The organism is Rhodococcus sp. C3V (assembly GCF_029269915.1).
GTDB classification, from domain to species: domain Bacteria; phylum Actinomycetota; class Actinomycetes; order Mycobacteriales; family Mycobacteriaceae; genus Rhodococcus_F; species Rhodococcus_F qingshengii.
Window position 1 is genome coordinate 248,612 of the sequence record NZ_JARJBE010000009.1, and the last position, 14,641, is coordinate 263,252.

The following is a 14,641-nucleotide window of genomic DNA, read 5'->3' on the forward strand; positions in this document are numbered from 1 at the left end:
CTCTGCCGATCGGATTGCATGCAGGTGCCCTCTGTCCACTGTCGTGGCCGGAGGGCATCCGCGTTTGCGGAGATGTTCGCAGTTGCCGTTTGGCATGTGAACACAGAACTGCGAGTGGCAGCACCTGCGTACGATAGTTCGACGACATCGGCATACGGTCACCGCGACGTCCGGTGCTCCCGAATTCAGAGGTAGCCGACCGCGAGGTGACGCATGGTAGGGACGAGTCGCTTTCTGCGCCTTCTCCTAGTGCTGGCCGTCGTACTTGCGGCATCGTTGATCGGCATCCTCACGCGCCCACCAGGTTTGCTCGCGACTTTCTGGTGCGCCAACGCCATTCTGCTGGGAATGATGGTCAGATGGCCGGTCCTGATCGAATGGCGGACGTGGATCGCCGCGGCCGTCGGATACGTCTGCGCTGACCTGATTACGGGCAACTCGCTGTCGCTTGCCCTGCAGCTGAACGGGGCCAACCTCGCCGGAGTGACGCTCGGTGTTCTCGTTCTGTACTACTTGAAGCGCACACCGTTCCGATTGGTCGATTCGCAGTCGCTGGTATGGATGGTCTTCGTCTCGTTCGTCGCGGCGACTGGTACCGCGGCCACGGCCGGCGCCTTGGACCGGCTCTTACGCGGTCAGTCCTTTGCCGACACGTTTTTCCACTGGGGTGCCACCGAGGTCATGGCGTACCTGCTGGTCCTTCCTCTCATTCTCACTCTCACCATCCCGTCGAGCCTTGCCGAGTTCCGCAGGAAACTGACCGCCAGAACTGTCGCCGCTCTGAGCGTTCCGCTACTCGCCACTGCAGCCTGCGTGCCGATCGCCCTCAGTATCGAAGGGCCGATTGCGCTGGTCTTGCCGATTCCAGCTCTCCTCTGGTGTGCCACTCGCATCTCGGTTCCGAGCACGGCGTTCGTTTCCGTGGTCTGGTCGGTGTGGTCGCTGATGATGGCGGGCAGCGGTCGACTCGACATCGGCGACCAAGCCACCTCGAGCTGGAACGAGGACGTCATCACGTCCATTGCGGTCACCTTGATCGCGTTGGGGCCGATCGCGGTGGCCTGCGCGACCGAGGAACGTCGTGCTGCCGAGCGCGAACTATTTCTCGCGGTCGAATTCGACCATTTGACCGGGGTGCTCTCGCGGGGTGCCTTTCTCGGACATGCGGAATCGGAACTTGCCGATGCGGCCCGCACACAGTCTCCGGTCGGCCTGCTGATGCTTGACCTGGACCACTTCAAGAGCATCAACGACACTCACGGACATATGACCGGCGACAGCGTTCTCGCGAACTTCGCCGAACGGGCCGCTGCCCGATTGTCCGACGGAGATCTGATCGGAAGGCTCGGCGGCGAGGAGTTCGCCATTCTGCTTCCGAACTGCAGCTTCACGCGAGCAGTCAACGTCGCCGAGGCCGTCCGCGGCGCGCAAGTCGAGTACTCGGCCGAATCAGACGTGACGAGCACCGTCAGTGTCGGAGTCGCGTGGGTCGATCATGCGACGCCGGCGCTGTCGACCCTCATGAGCGTCGCGGACGAGGCTCTGTACGACGCCAAGCGTGGCGGGCGCAACCTCGTGAAAGTGCGCCAGGTCGGCAACGACGCGTTGCCGCAACAGAATTCCGGGCCGGACACGGTCACCCGCACCTATCGCAAACCTGCCGTACCTCGAACGATCAGGCAAGGTTTTCACCGCGAAGGTGTGGCGGACGGCCGATAACCGCGCTGACCTGCAGCGGGATTGGCATATAGTCGCACCCATGCAGCTTGATTCGACGCCTTCGCCCCTGCCGACGCTTCCGCTCCGATTCGGAACCCCACTCACCGAGAACTCCATCCGCGTGATGATGTTGGGATCAGGCGAGTTGGGTAAGGAAGTTGTCATCGCGCTGCAGCGTCTGGGTGTCGAAGTGATTGCGGTGGATCGGTATCCCGATGCCCCTGGGCACCAGGTGGCTCATCGTGCTCATGCCGTCGACATGACCGATCCGGAAGCACTGCTTGCCGTCATCGAGTTGGAAAAGCCTCACTTCGTGGTTCCCGAGATCGAGGCCATCGCGACGGATGCGCTTGCACTCGTCGAAGAACGCAGGGGTGCGGTGGTCATTCCGACCGCCCGAGCCACCCAGCTCACGATGAACCGTGAGGGAATCCGTCGACTCGCGGCCGAGGAGTTGGGCCTGCCCACTTCGCCGTACGCCTTCGCGGACTCGCTTGCCGAAGTACAGGCAGCGACAGACCGAATCGGTTTCCCGTGCGTCATCAAGCCAGTCATGTCCTCGTCGGGCAAGGGGCAGTCGACGGTTGGATCCGCCGAAGATCTCGACGCCGCATGGGACTACGCGATGGCCGGAGGTCGTGTGAATCACGGCCGGGTGATCGTCGAGGGCTTTGTCGATTTCGATTACGAGATAACGCAATTGACAGTTCGAGCCGTCGGTGAGAGCGGTCAGGTCGAGACGTCGTTCTGCGAACCGATCGGGCACCTGCAGGAGGCCGGAGACTACATCGAATCGTGGCAGCCGCAGCAGATGTCCGCGGTTGCCCTCGCCTCGGCCCGAGACGTCGCCGAGAAGGTGACCACGGCTCTGGGAGGGCGAGGCATCTTCGGCGTCGAGCTATTCGTGAAGGGCGACGACGTCTTCTTCTCCGAAGTGAGCCCACGGCCGCACGACACCGGTTTGGTGACTCTGCGGACGCAGCGACTTTCGGAGTTCGAACTGCATGCCCGCGCGATCCTGGGCTTGCCGGTCGACACGACGCTCACGTCTCCCGGAGCGTCGGCAGTGATCTACGGCGGAGTGGAGGCAAAGGGGATCGGATTCGACGGCGTCGCCGAGGCGCTCGCGGTTCCCGAGACGGACCTGCGACTCTTCGGCAAGCCGGAGAGCTTCAGGCGTCGTCGCATGGGTGTTGCAGTGTCGACGGCCGCCGATGTGCCTACTGCACGCGACCGTGCTCGCGAGGCTGCGTCGAAGGTGCGTCCCGTCGGATGAGTCCAGCGGCCGAGGTCCTCGTCGGGCTGGTGATCCTGGTCGGTCTGATCGGTGTCGTCGTTCCGATTCTCCCGGGGACGCTTCTCGTTTTCGGTGCAATTCTGGTGTGGGCGATCATGACCGGTGGTGCCACGGCGTGGACGGTGTTCGCGCTGTCCACGCTGGCACTGGTGGTCACCGGGATCGTGAAGTACACGTGGCCGGGCAAGCGGATGAAGTCCGGGGGAGTGCCCAACCTGTCGGTGGTGGTCGGCGGCGTCGTCGGCATCATCGGGTTCTTCGTGATTCCGGTCGTGGGGTTGTTCCTGGGATTCATCGTCGGAACGTATTTCGCGGAACTAGCGCGGCTGCGCCGTTACGACATCGCTTGGTCGTCGACGCTTCACGCGGTGAAGGCAGTCGGATTGTCCATGCTGGTGGAACTGTTCGGAGCGCTGATCGCGGCGGGGCTGTGGCTGGGAGCCGTTGCGTTCACCTGAGCGCAGCGGTACCAGGAGCGGGCGTTGTCGCACATGACCGCGGGCAGGTCGTCGCCGACAGCGTCGGCGATCACGTCCAGGTCGTGGACCTCGAACGCTCGACGTGCCCGTGTACCGGGTAGATCGGTGCCGAACATCAGCGCAGCGGGATTGACCGCGTGGATCTGGCGCAGCACATCGCTGACGTCGGAGATGGTGGTACGGCCGAACCCGGTGGCTTTGACGCGCACTCCGCGGTCGACGAGGTTGAGGAGATACGGCAGTCCGCGGGTGGACATTCCCAAATGGTCGATGCTCACCGCGGGCAATTTGGCGAAGACCGGTTCCAACGACAGCAACAGCGTGGCATCGACGTAGAACTCGGCGTGCCAGCCGACCAGATCGAAAGCGCGGTTGGCGAGATCGGCGAGCAGACGCAGGTCGGTGGCGCCGCGGCGCAGGTTGAACCGGACGGCACGTACTCCCAGTGCGTCCAGGGCAACGATGTCTTCATCCGTCGCATCGAGCGGCAAAGCAGTGACGCCCACCCAGCCTTCGCCGAGTTCGGACAAGGCAGCTTTCAGGTATTCCTGGTCATTGCCCTGGTACGAAGCGGTCACCACCGCGCCGCCGTCAACGCTGAGGCCCTTCAGCGAGGCAATCCGGGCGCGGTAATCGGCCACGGTGAAGGGCTCAGGCAGGTACCCGTGATTCTCGACCAGCGGGAAGCGCGGGTCGATGATATGCACATGGGCGTCAAACACGGGGTCTATTTTGCCCTGTTGCCCTGGGTCCCTGCACACACCACCGGCCCGATGTGAGCTGGGTCGCGTCGGGCCGGTGGAGGGCTTCTGTTCAGTTACTTCCGCGCACTCAGTTCGCGCGGTCGGGCTCGGATGCCTTCAGCATGTCGTGACGCTCGACGACCTTGATGCGCTCACGGCCCTCGGGCTCGCCCAGGCTGCGCTCGTGCGCGTCGAGGCGGTACCAGCCCTGCCAGGTCGTGTACGGAACCTGCTTGCCTTCGAGGAACTCGATGACGGCGTTCTCGTCGGGGTTCGCGGCGCCCGCGAAGTCGACGGAGTCCTCGAGAAGATTCGCGACTGTTTCGTTGGCGTCACCCTTGGTGTGGCCGATGAGGCCGACGGGGCCGCGCTTGATCCAGCCGGTGACGTAGGTGGCCGGCATGAACCGGGCTGCGCCCTCGGCGTTGTCGTCGGCGACGACGCGTCCGGCATCGTTGGGGACGGTGCCGGCCTGGTCGTCGAACGGCAGCTGCGTGATGTTCTGCGAGAGGTAACCGACGGCGCGGTACACGGCCTGGACATCCCAGTCCTTGTACGTGCCGGTGCCCTTGACGTTGCCGGTGCCGTCGAGCTGAGTGCGCTCGGTGCGCAGGCCGACGACTTTGCCGTCTTCACCGAGGATCTCCGTGGGAGATTCGAAGAAGTGCAGGAACAGCTTGTGGGGACGGGCTCCGACGTCGCGAATTGCCCAGTCCTGCAGCGTATTCGCAACCATGTCGACCTGCTTGGAGTTGCGGCGAGCCTGCTCGGAACCCTCGTCGTAGTCGATGTCCTCGGGGTCGACGATGACCTCGATGGTCGGCGAGTGGTCGAGTTCGCGCAGTTCGAGAGGGGTGAACTTGGCCTGGGCCGGGCCGCGGCGTCCGAAGACGTGAACCTCGACGGCCTTGTTGTTCTTGAGGCCCTCGTAGACGTTGGCGGGGATCTCGGTCGGCAGCAGTTCGTCGCCGGTCTTGGCGAGAACGCGGGCGATGTCGAGGGCAACGTTGCCGACGCCGAGGACGGCGACCTTCTCGGCTTCGAGCGGCCACGTACGCGGTACGTCGGGGTGGCCGTCGTACCAGGAGACGAAGTCGGCCGCGCCGTAGCTGCCGTCGAGTTCGATGCCCGGGATGCCGAGCGCACGGTCGGCGTTGGCGCCGGTGGAGAAGATGACCGCGTCGTAGAACGACTGCAGGTCGTCGAGGGTGATGTCGGTGCCGTAGTCGATGTTGCCGAGCAGGCGTACCTGAGGCTTGTCGAGCACCTTGTGCAGGGCGGTGATGATGCCCTTGATGCGCGGATGATCAGGCGCGACGCCGTAACGAATCAGGCCGAAGGGCGCGGGCATGCGCTCGAAGAGGTCGATGCTGACGCCGCGGCCGGAAACTGCGGTGTCGGATTTCATGAGGGCGTCGGCGGCGTAGATGCCGGCGGGGCCGGCGCCGACGATCGCGACCCGGAGTGGGCGGTTGGAGTCAGTCATCGTGAGGACAGCTACCTTCTTCGAAGTTCGGACAACATATCGACAAGTATCCAATTTAGCCGAACCTAAGCACAGTGCCTCGGTTGCGGCCGAACGGATCCACACTCTCACTCGATCGGTTGTGGGTAAACCTATTCTTTCCTCCCATTCTCCTGTTGTCTCGGGTATCCGGGGTAGGGGCCTGATCCTTGACGGGCCACAATTTCAAGTTGTGGGGGACTATTGGCGTTATGAGTGACGAGCTGCGCGAATCCGACAACATCGATGGCAAGAAGGCGTCTGCGGGGCCGTTCCTCTTGGCTGTCGCCATCGTCGCCTTGATCCTGGGTGGAATCTTCGTCGCATCGTGGATCTCGCCGGCCGAGGAGAACGTCACCGAGTCGGACCGCGTGAGCCGCTCCGTCACCGACTACGTCGATGCCGAGAATCGGAATGACGCGGCGACGATCAAGACCCTGACCTGCGCGAGCTTCAATTCGAGCAACGGTCCGATGGCCGGCGTCGACGGGACGGTCGAGCTGAAGGGTGTGGACGGGGTCGCGGTCAACGGCGATCGCGCCCGGGCCGACGTGACGATCACCGGTGGCGGAGCGGGCGAGCGAGTCTCGACCTGGGCCCTGACCCGTGACGGCAACCGTTGGGTCGTCTGCAACTGACGGCCCGCTCAGGCGCTCACGGCAGTCTTGTGAAAACATGGACTACGTGAGTTACGCAGGCGATCTGACGCCGGAGCAAGCCTGGGAGCTGCTCCGCGAAAACCCCGACGCCGTGCTGGTCGACGTGCGGACCGATGCGGAGTGGAAGTACGTCGGTGTCCCCGATGTGTCCTCCCTCGGCAAGCAGGCCGCACTGATCGAATGGGTGAGCCACCCGACTGGCGCGCGCAATGACAACTTCGTCGACCAGTTGAAGGAAGCCGGCATCACTGCTGATTCCTCCGGGTCGGAGCGTCCGGTGATTTTCCTGTGTCGATCCGGACAACGTTCCATCGGTGCGGCGGAAGCTGCGACTGCGGCGGGCATCGGCCCGTCGTACAACGTGCTCGACGGGTTCGAAGGCGCATTGGGTGCCGACGGACATCGCGGACTTGTAGGTTGGCGGGCCATCGGCTTGCCGTGGAGGCAGCAGTGAGCGGAATTCCCCAGGGTGGCGCATTTCAACGGGCGCTGCCGGACGACGTCGGTCTCGGCACTCTCGGTGTTCGCGGCGGACTGATGCGTACCGGGTTCGAGGAGACTTCCGAAGCGCTGTTCCTCAACTCCGGATTCGTCTACGAGAGTGCAGAAGCCGCCGAACAAGCCTTCACCGGCGAGGTGGATCATTTTGTCTACTCCCGCTACGGCAACCCGACGGTCAAGATGTTCGAAGAGCGCCTGCGTCTCATCGAAGGTGCAGAAGCCTGCTTTGCGACTGCCAGCGGAATGTCGGCAGTCTTCACGGCGTTGGGCGCACTGTTGGCCAACGGCGACCGATTGGTGGCTGCGCGCAGCCTCTTCGGATCCTGCTTCGTCGTGTGCAACGAGATTCTTCCGCGCTGGGGAGTCGAGGTCGTCTTCGTCGACGGTGAAGACAACGCGCAGTGGGAAGAGGCGCTGTCCGTGCCTACCACGGCAGTGTTCTTCGAGACGCCGTCCAACCCGATGCAATCTCTCGTCGACGTTCGACGGGTGTCGGAGCTTGCTCATGCAGGCGGTGCAAAGGTAGTGCTGGACAACGTCTTCGCGACGCCGCTTCTGCAGCGCAGCCTCGATCTGGGCGCCGACGTCGTTGTGTACTCCGGCACCAAGCACATCGACGGTCAGGGCCGCGTGCTTGGTGGCGCGATCCTCGGTACCGAAGAATACATCAGCGGTCCCGTTCGAGAACTGATGCGGCACACCGGTCCTGCGCTCAGTCCATTCAATGCGTGGACTCTGCTCAAGGGCCTGGAGACGATGCCGGTCCGTATTCGGCACTCCGTGGCTTCGGCACTCGAGATCGCCGAATTCCTCGAAGGACACTCCGGCGTCAAGTGGGTCAAGTATCCGTACCTGACGTCGCATCCGCAGCACGAGCTCGCGAAGTCTCAGATGAGCGGTGGCGGAACGGTTGTCACGTTCGAGCTCGATGCGCCTGACGGAGAGGGCAAGAAGCGGGCGTTCGAGGTTCTCAACGGTCTGCGCGTCATCGACATCTCCAACAACTTGGGAGATTCCAAGTCGTTGATCACTCACCCCGCCACGACGACGCACCGGGCCATGGGTCCGGAAGGCCGTGCAGCAGTGGGTCTTACAGACGGCGTTGTCCGTCTGTCCGTCGGTCTCGAAGACACGGCTGATCTGTTGGCTGATCTGAAGCGAGCACTCGGCTGAATCGCTGGAGCGCCTTGCCTCGAACTTCCGACGGCAAGGCGTTCTACGGTGCGGGCGTGAGACCCAGTTGTTTGACGTCGATCGTCAACGCCGTCGTATTCAGTGTGAGACCTGAGCTTGTCGTGTCGGTGGGGTAGATCGTGAACAACACCTGCGCCGTCAGATTGGTGTTGTTCAGGGCCGACGTGACCGCGATGAGGTTCGGCGTCGGTGCTGTGCTGTCGTACAGCAGATTGTTGCTCTGATCCGTGACGTACGTGCGAAGGTCGATGTTGGCGGCCGCGAGCCCGCCGCTCAACTTGGTCTTGTCGACTGTCACGTTCGCTTTCAGACGTGGGCCGGTGGCCATCACCTTCGAATCGCAGAAATACGTGTAGTTGAATCCGGGCTTGAGCCGGTAGGTAGTGATGTCCGGGATATATACGAGTGGATTCGGATTGGTGGGCGCGTTGACGTAGACCTGCGAATACCAGCCCCCGCCGCTCGTGGTCACGCACGCTCCCAGATCCAGGGTCCCGGACTGGACAGCGGCGCTTGTCAGGGTCGCACTGTCGGTCCACTTCGCCAATGTGCCCGAACCGCCGAGCAATACGGCTCCGGCCGCGGCAACTGCCATGGCAGCTTTCGTTGTCTTTCTCATCACGGCACCAGCGCCTTGATCTCGTCCGGCAGTTCGCTCGGGGCAGGAGATTCGGCCCAGACTCCCGTTGACGTGTCGATGACGGTGACTCCGGAAGGGGTGATTACGTATAGCTGATCGGTACCGGTGAGCCAATGCAGGACAGCGTCGCTGTCGACGGTACCTCGATAGACTTCAGTACCTGATGAATTCGACACGGACACAACGGTTCCAGTGGAAGTCGAGAGCTTCTGTGCACTGTGACCGGTAGTGGTCACCGGGGCGTCGACGGGAACCTCGCTCGGAGTGGTCGTGGCTGGTGGCACCGTTGTCGTTGTCGTTGTGGGCGGCGGCGAAGTTGTAGTCTGTGACGAGGTGGTTGTCGACGGTGCAGTTGTGCTGGTGGTTGTCGCAGCCGGCGCCAATGTCGTGGTGGGCGTGGTGGATGAGGCGGTCGTGGAAGTGACGGCCGTGGAAGTGACGGCCGTGGTAGGAGTGCTCGGAGCGTCTGCCGCCAGTGCCGGCGCTGCCGATCGACTGAGAGCAGATGTCCCGCTGATCGGACCGCCACACGAGTAGAGCAGGCCGACGAGAATGCTGAATTGGTAGCCGGAGTACGACGGCGTGACCGACGTGCCGCTCAGTCCATGGATTTCGATGTTGTAGGTGCCGACGATGAGCGGGAACGCGACTGTTGTACCGCCCGAGCCGTATCTCATGGAGCCTGTAGTAGACGTTGCGGTGTAGTCATTCGATCCCAACAAGGATCCGTTGCTATCGCGGGCAATGAGACGGTATGAGCTTCCGACAGTCGCGGGCCAGGTGATCGTTACTGCGACCGGAACAACGACCGCAAAATTCACTGCGCAACTGGCTGTGCTTGGAGACGTGGGAAAGGTTGCAGCAGTGCCGAACTGAATGCTTGTTGCCGTGGCTTCGTCGGTGTACCCCGCCTTGGTGCCACCGATCTGGGACGCACCGACAACAGTGAGGCCGACCGTTGCCAATGCGACGATTGCCTTGAAGGCGTGGGAATCGCCGTGCGCGTCCTGACGATCCAGGCTGGGTTCCCCTTCATCCGGTCTTTTTCGTGGGCGAAATGCGATGTACAGCAGTCCTCCGACGGCAATCGCACCAAGCACAAGCCCACTCGGTCCGGACAGCCAGACTGCCACGTAGCCGAGGCGGTTGATGCTGAAGAAGACGCGATCGGCTTCGGTGATGACGTAGGGATCGGGATCGGCGATCGGATTTGCATCACCACGCAGTTGTGCGACGGCAAGGTTGTTGCCCTGCTGATCTATTGATTCCACACGATGGGTGATGCGCGTGTTTTGGCTGTCGGAGACGCTGACGATGTCACCGACCAGCACTTCCGAAGCAGGCACGGTGCGCGCGAATGCGAGAGCACCGGTATCGATCGTGGGTGACATCGATCCACTCCGAAAGATCAGCGGGGTGATACCGAAAGCCAGACCGGCGATGAAAATGATGATGGATACCAAGCCTGCGAGGGCTCCCAGACTGAGTAGGACTTCCCGTACCCGGTTCGGCATCGAGGCCTTTGCATGTTTTTTCGTGTGTCGGGCCATTGCCATCACACCTTTGCCGCGAAGGTCAGGACGATGTTCGACGTGCTGTTCGTCGGCGGTGTCGGTGTTGTCGGAAGCTGCACCGAGACACATAAATTCTCGGTAGCCCCGACCGCCAGTGGGCGGTCGGGGCTACCGATGGCTTGATTCGCGGTGAGTGTCAGCGCGAGCGAGGACACAACGTTGGCGCCGTCAGTGCACTTGTTGGCAACAGTTCCGTTGGAGGAAACCGTCATTCGTAGAGAGGTCGTCAACGCACCACTACTCGTAGACGTGATCGTGTACTTCAGCGGGACAGTTGTCCCTGTGCCCAGGTTGTTGACCTTGATCAGAGCGGTATTCGAATCGCCGGGAATCATTCCGGACTTGCCAAGCTCACTGAAATTCAGAGACCTGGTCAGAATGGGCTGGGCAATGCTGTTCAACTGCAGATTGATGGAACCCGTCGTGATGTTGCCCGAGGTTGCCGTGGCGGAAGACGTCCAGGCCGCGAGCGTGGTCACACCGCCGACGCCAAGCACCATCCCCAGTGCGAGCAGCGCGCGAAAACGCGTGCTGGTCAACAGGTGACGAATCCGGTGGGCCGGACGGTCAGGGCGCGAGGGCATCGTGCTGGCCTTTCTCGATCTGGGCGGAGTCTGCGGGCTCGAAAGGTGCAGGGTCAGGAGCGAATCGGGCTCGAGCTCGCTCCTTCCGGCCGTCACGGATGCCGCTGATCATCATGTACGACGCGTACAGCAGTAGAGCGGTCACTACGATCACCACGATCACGGTGCGCTGCTCTCCCGTCAGCCAGGTGTTCACGTAACCGAGATAAGGCAGGCTGTACCAGACCTTTCCCCGGATCTGCACCGGCCGTACTTCCTTCTCGTCAGGCTCACCGTTCGCATCGCCCTGGGTGATGAAAGTTCTTTCACCCTTCTGGTTTTCACTTGTGGCGATGATCCGGTGCGTGACGACGGTCGGCTGACCCGATTCCAGCTGGTACGTAATAGGTGTACCGATCCCCAGTTCGGACGGATCGACAGGTTTGACGACTACCAGTGATCCAGGGTTGTACGTCGGGCGCATCGAACCGGTCAGAATCGTGAAGCGCTGTGCTCCGGCAAAGAAGGGAACGACAATGGTTGCGACGATGACTGCCGAAATTGCCAGCAGCAGTGTCCAACTGACGATAGAGGTGATCCACCAGAGTGGGCCGGTGCGATCGGTGCGATCGGTGCGCTTCGTGGAGTGTTTTGTCATACCGGACCTGCCTGGAAGGTCAAGGTCGTGGTGCTTGTTGCACCTGAGACCGCCCCGACGCCTACCGTGAGTCGCAAGCACAGAATGTACGTACCGCCTGAGACCAGCGGACTCGGCATGTACGCCGGTGAAACCGGGTACTGCAGCGATGCATTCATCGATCCGGACGTCAGTGGGGTCACTGCCGGAGCCGCGGTGTTGACGCCGGCAGGGCAGGCGCCTTCGTTGGCGACTCCGTACGTGGTCAACGTGAATCCCGTAAATGCGGTCGTCGACTGCATTCGCCATTGCAGAGGATCAGCCCCCGAATTCTTGACGGTGAGCGGTGCTTGCACCGTGTTTCCCGGGACAACGGGCGTCGCGGCCGTCGTCAAGTTCGCCAGGGTGTACGCCGCACTGGTTCCGGCAGATGTACCAACCGTGAGGTTGACGCTGGCGGCTGTCGCCGTACCGCCATTCGCGCTCGCCGAATCGGACCACAGCGCGAGCGACTGCTGCGACGATGCGAACACCGCTACAGCAGCCACCGCGACTGCGATCGCTCCCCAGACCTTTATCCTCATGAAATTACGGGGCCGGTGTCAGTGCTGTCTGAGTGACGACCAACTTCATCGCCGACAAGTTCAGCGACTGGTTCTGCGCGACCTGATTGGCCACCTCGTTGAAGTTCAGCCGGACTCCGACGTGGACGATCGTTCCGTTCTGGGCTTTGGTGATCTGCGAAATCGGGTTGCCACCAGTGTCCTTGATTGTCGTCACGGGCACGACAGCAGCGGCAAGCTCGGCGCTGTTCGCACCCGGAACGATTCCGGCCGTATCAGCGGTCAGAACAGCCGCGAGACGATCGCCCACTGCGGTCACAGTGACGTCGCAGGTGTATTCGATGCTCTCGGTGGTGACTATTCGGTAAGCCGAGATGTTGGTGATCGCGGTCTTCGTCGGGTTGAGGGAGTTCCACCCGCCACCGACCGGTGCGCAAGAGCTCAGGTCGAGGGCGCCGGACGTGACGGGCCCGCCGCCACTGACGTCGGCCGAATCGCTCCAGACTGCGAGCGAGCCGGCACCGCCGAGGAGGAGGGCACCGGCCGCCGCAGCAGCGATCGCACCCTTGGTCTGCTTCTTCATGAAAATCTCATTTCATGTCTGGGACCCGAAATGGGGCCATTCAGACATGAGTATCAGACACGGCAAACGATTCGTTACCACTTTTCGAAAAATCAATTTTACGACTGGAGTCCAACTGTCACTCGGTGTCGAAATGATCTTTGACCTGCGTCTAACTACTCGTTTGTAAGTTTGGTGCGAATAAAACCGTTGGTTTGTTCAGTTGGACAAAGCGGACGAGTCGGAACTTGGCAAATCTGCTGTTTTTTACCAGTTAATTACCGAGTTTCGGTTTTGTTTTGCAATTTGAATCAATTGTTTGTGTTGCTACGGAATGGATCGGTTGTTGTTCCCACAAGATCGGCGACCGACTCGAGGACGATGGTCGGGCGGTAGGGATAGAGCTCTACCGACGCGCGGGTCGAGATCCCGGTCATCACCAGAATCGTCTGCAGTCCGGCTTCGAGGCCACAGACGATGTCGGTGTCCATGCGGTCGCCGATCATCAACGTATTGGCGGAATGAGCGCCGATGGACCGCAGGGCTGAGCGCATCATCAAGGCGTTGGGCTTGCCGACGTAGTAGGGATCGCGTCCGGTTGCCTTGGTGATGAGTGCCGCGACCGAGCCGGTGGCCGGCAGCGAGCCGTCACGCGACGGCCCGGTGGCGTCCGGGTTGGTGGCGATGAACCGCGATCCACGCTCGACCAGGCGAATGGCGGTGGTGATTGCCTCGAAGGAGTACGTTCGCGTCTCGCCGAGGACGACGTAGTCGGGGTCGCTGTCCGTCAGGACGTAACCGATGTCGTGCAGGGCAGTGGTCAGGCCCGATTCGCCGACCACGTAGGCGCTGCCGCCTGGCCGCTGGTTGGCCAGGAACGTCGCGGTTGCGAGCGCTGACGTCCAGATCGACTTCTCCGGGATGTCGAGTCCCGAATTGAGCAGGCGTGCTCGCAGGTCACGCGGGGTGCGGATGGAGTTGTTGGTGAGCACCATGTACGGGATGTCGTTCGACGCCAGCTCTGCCAGGAACGTGTCCGCTCCAGGTATCAAGTGCTCCTCGTGGACGAGAACCCCGTCCATGTCCATGAGGTAGGTCCAACCGGTCTGATCTTCTGTACTGGTCATTACTCCAGTATGTGCGGGTGGCGCCCGATGTGGGCGGTCAAGCGAGAAGGCGCCACAGGCCGATCAGGCCGACGACGACAATCGTGTAGCGCAATGCAGTGGGGGACAGGCGCCGTCCGTAGCGGGCGCCGAGGACGCCACCACCGAGTGAGCCGACGGCGATCAAACCGGCTGCTGCCCAATTGATCTGATCGAATGCCAGAGTGATGTACATCCCTGCTGCAACGATGTTGACGAGCAGCGACAGCAGGTTCTTCGCGCCGTTCATGCGCTGGAGGGTTTCCGGGAGGATGGCACCCATCACACCGATGAGAAGGATGCCCTGCGCGGCAGTGAAGTATCCGCCGTAGATGCCGACTGCAAAAGTGCCGGCGGTCAGGAGCATCAGCCTCTTGGTGGACAGCGTCGTTTCTTCGGTGGAACGCTTCTTGGCCCACGCCTGGATGCGTGGTTGGAGGAGGACGAGCGCGAGAGCGAGGACCAAGAGCACCGGAACGATGGTCTCGAACAGTTTCTCGGGTAGGTGCATGAGCAACCACGAACCGAGTAGTGCTCCGGCGAGGGACGCCGGAATCTGCCACTTCAGTCGGTCCCACTGTCCGGACAGCTCACGTCGGTAGCCCCAGGTACCCGAAACTCCGCCGGCGACGAGCCCGACCGCGTTGGACATGGTTGCGGTCACGGGCGGCATGCCGAAGGCGACCAGGGTGGGAAACGTGATCAGCGTTCCACTGCCGACCACGGCGTTGATCGCGCCCGCGCCGATACCGGCCAACAAGATGAAGAAAGCGTCGAGTCCACTCACTCCGCAGACGGTACGGCAGAGGAAAAGTCAGTCCGGACGGCGGTCCCGGTCTTCATTCGAACGCTCCATTCAAC

The 14,641-nt window shown here is 62.2% G+C and carries 16 protein-coding genes; 6 read left to right on the forward strand and 10 right to left on the reverse strand.

What is annotated here, in order from left to right:
- The first annotated feature begins 213 nt into the window (after positions 1–213).
- From P3G66_RS23255 to P3G66_RS23265, 3 genes are read left to right on the forward strand one after another with little or no spacing between them, the layout of a single operon-like run.
- Positions 214–1,719, forward strand: a complete 1,506-nt coding sequence (locus tag P3G66_RS23255; protein ID WP_276117151.1) for a sensor domain-containing diguanylate cyclase — start codon at positions 214–216, stop codon at positions 1,717–1,719.
- A 40-nt stretch (positions 1,720–1,759) separates the two neighbouring features.
- Positions 1,760–2,995, forward strand: coding sequence for a formate-dependent phosphoribosylglycinamide formyltransferase (gene purT / locus P3G66_RS23260; protein ID WP_276117152.1), 1,236 nt, complete (start codon positions 1,760–1,762; stop codon positions 2,993–2,995).
- On the forward strand, positions 2,992–3,474 hold the full coding sequence (locus tag P3G66_RS23265; RefSeq protein ID WP_007726816.1) for a DUF456 domain-containing protein: 483 nt from the start codon (positions 2,992–2,994) through the stop codon (positions 3,472–3,474). The genes purT and P3G66_RS23265 overlap by 4 nt, the downstream gene beginning before the upstream one ends.
- Here the strand turns inward: P3G66_RS23265 and P3G66_RS23270 are convergent.
- Positions 3,378–4,217, reverse strand: coding sequence for an amidohydrolase family protein (locus tag P3G66_RS23270; protein ID WP_223304639.1), 840 nt, complete (start codon positions 4,215–4,217; stop codon positions 3,378–3,380). The two genes, P3G66_RS23265 and P3G66_RS23270, sit on opposite strands and share 97 nt — an antisense overlap.
- Positions 4,218–4,326: 109 nt before the next feature.
- Positions 4,327–5,724, reverse strand: coding sequence for an FAD-dependent oxidoreductase (locus tag P3G66_RS23275; RefSeq protein WP_003944405.1), 1,398 nt, complete (start codon positions 5,722–5,724; stop codon positions 4,327–4,329).
- Positions 5,725–5,954: 230 nt separating this feature from the next.
- On the opposite strand from P3G66_RS23275, the gene P3G66_RS23280 reads away from it, so the two are divergent.
- The 3 genes from P3G66_RS23280 to P3G66_RS23290 are packed head-to-tail and all read left to right on the forward strand — an operon-like array spanning position 5,955 to position 8,075.
- Positions 5,955–6,380, forward strand: coding sequence for a hypothetical protein (locus P3G66_RS23280; RefSeq protein ID WP_064114298.1), 426 nt, complete (start codon positions 5,955–5,957; stop codon positions 6,378–6,380).
- Positions 6,381–6,426: 46 nt separating this feature from the next.
- Positions 6,427–6,855 carry a rhodanese-like domain-containing protein gene (locus P3G66_RS23285; RefSeq protein ID WP_007726822.1) on the forward strand — a complete coding sequence of 143 codons (429 nt, stop codon included), beginning with the start codon at positions 6,427–6,429 and terminating at the stop codon, positions 6,853–6,855.
- Positions 6,852–8,075, forward strand: coding sequence for an O-succinylhomoserine sulfhydrylase (locus P3G66_RS23290; protein ID WP_276117153.1), 1,224 nt, complete (start codon positions 6,852–6,854; stop codon positions 8,073–8,075). The genes P3G66_RS23285 and P3G66_RS23290 overlap by 4 nt, the downstream gene beginning before the upstream one ends.
- Positions 8,076–8,118: 43 nt before the next feature.
- Here P3G66_RS23290 and P3G66_RS23295 read toward each other — a convergent pair whose 3' ends face one another.
- From P3G66_RS23295 to P3G66_RS23330, 8 genes are all read right to left on the reverse strand, one after another.
- The gene (locus P3G66_RS23295) at positions 8,119–8,715 is read right to left on the reverse strand and encodes an alternate-type signal peptide domain-containing protein (protein WP_047269470.1); all 597 of its coding nucleotides are present in this window, start codon (positions 8,713–8,715) and stop codon (positions 8,119–8,121) included.
- Complete coding sequence (locus P3G66_RS23300) at positions 8,715–10,286, reverse strand: signal peptidase I (protein ID WP_276117154.1); 1,572 nt, start codon at positions 10,284–10,286, stop codon at positions 8,715–8,717. Before P3G66_RS23300 ends, P3G66_RS23295 begins: the two co-directional genes overlap by 1 nt.
- 5 nt (positions 10,287–10,291) lie before the next feature.
- Entirely contained in the window at positions 10,292–10,894 is a 603-nt protein-coding gene (locus tag P3G66_RS23305; protein WP_052959797.1) for a SipW-dependent-type signal peptide-containing protein, read from the reverse strand.
- The gene (locus P3G66_RS23310; RefSeq protein WP_276117155.1) at positions 10,878–11,531 is read right to left on the reverse strand and encodes a signal peptidase I; all 654 of its coding nucleotides are present in this window, start codon (positions 11,529–11,531) and stop codon (positions 10,878–10,880) included. Before P3G66_RS23310 ends, P3G66_RS23305 begins: the two co-directional genes overlap by 17 nt.
- The gene (locus P3G66_RS23315) at positions 11,528–12,094 is read right to left on the reverse strand and encodes a hypothetical protein (RefSeq protein WP_276117156.1); all 567 of its coding nucleotides are present in this window, start codon (positions 12,092–12,094) and stop codon (positions 11,528–11,530) included. The genes P3G66_RS23310 and P3G66_RS23315 overlap by 4 nt, the downstream gene beginning before the upstream one ends.
- Before the next feature lie 4 nt (positions 12,095–12,098).
- Complete coding sequence (locus tag P3G66_RS23320) at positions 12,099–12,656, reverse strand: alternate-type signal peptide domain-containing protein (RefSeq protein WP_047269467.1); 558 nt, start codon at positions 12,654–12,656, stop codon at positions 12,099–12,101.
- Positions 12,657–12,946: 290 nt separating this feature from the next.
- Entirely contained in the window at positions 12,947–13,762 is an 816-nt protein-coding gene (locus P3G66_RS23325; RefSeq protein WP_003944345.1) for an HAD-IIA family hydrolase, read from the reverse strand.
- A 37-nt stretch (positions 13,763–13,799) separates the two neighbouring features.
- Entirely contained in the window at positions 13,800–14,567 is a 768-nt protein-coding gene (locus tag P3G66_RS23330) for a sulfite exporter TauE/SafE family protein (RefSeq protein WP_003944404.1), read from the reverse strand.
- Positions 14,568–14,641: the final 74 nt, after the last annotated feature.

Bases quoted from the DNA above. Each gene is read 5' to 3' on its own strand.
- P3G66_RS23320 (WP_047269467.1), bottom strand. From the start codon at position 12,656: ATGAAGAAGCAGACCAAGGGTGCGATCGCTGCTGCGGCGGCCGGTGCC.
- P3G66_RS23300 (WP_276117154.1), bottom strand. From the start codon at position 10,286: ATGGCCCGACACACGAAAAAACATGCAAAGGCCTCGATGCCGAACCGG.
- P3G66_RS23255 (WP_276117151.1), top strand. From the start codon at position 214: ATGGTAGGGACGAGTCGCTTTCTGCGCCTTCTCCTAGTGCTGGCCGTC.
- purT (WP_276117152.1), top strand. From the start codon at position 1,760: ATGCAGCTTGATTCGACGCCTTCGCCCCTGCCGACGCTTCCGCTCCGA.
- P3G66_RS23310 (WP_276117155.1), bottom strand. From the start codon at position 11,531: ATGACAAAACACTCCACGAAGCGCACCGATCGCACCGATCGCACCGGC.
- P3G66_RS23275 (WP_003944405.1), bottom strand. From the start codon at position 5,724: ATGACTGACTCCAACCGCCCACTCCGGGTCGCGATCGTCGGCGCCGGC.
- P3G66_RS23305 (WP_052959797.1), bottom strand. From the start codon at position 10,894: ATGCCCTCGCGCCCTGACCGTCCGGCCCACCGGATTCGTCACCTGTTG.
- P3G66_RS23295 (WP_047269470.1), bottom strand. From the start codon at position 8,715: ATGAGAAAGACAACGAAAGCTGCCATGGCAGTTGCCGCGGCCGGAGCC.
- P3G66_RS23280 (WP_064114298.1), top strand. From the start codon at position 5,955: ATGAGTGACGAGCTGCGCGAATCCGACAACATCGATGGCAAGAAGGCG.
- P3G66_RS23325 (WP_003944345.1), bottom strand. From the start codon at position 13,762: ATGACCAGTACAGAAGATCAGACCGGTTGGACCTACCTCATGGACATG.
- P3G66_RS23315 (WP_276117156.1), bottom strand. From the start codon at position 12,094: ATGAGGATAAAGGTCTGGGGAGCGATCGCAGTCGCGGTGGCTGCTGTA.
- P3G66_RS23265 (WP_007726816.1), top strand. From the start codon at position 2,992: ATGAGTCCAGCGGCCGAGGTCCTCGTCGGGCTGGTGATCCTGGTCGGT.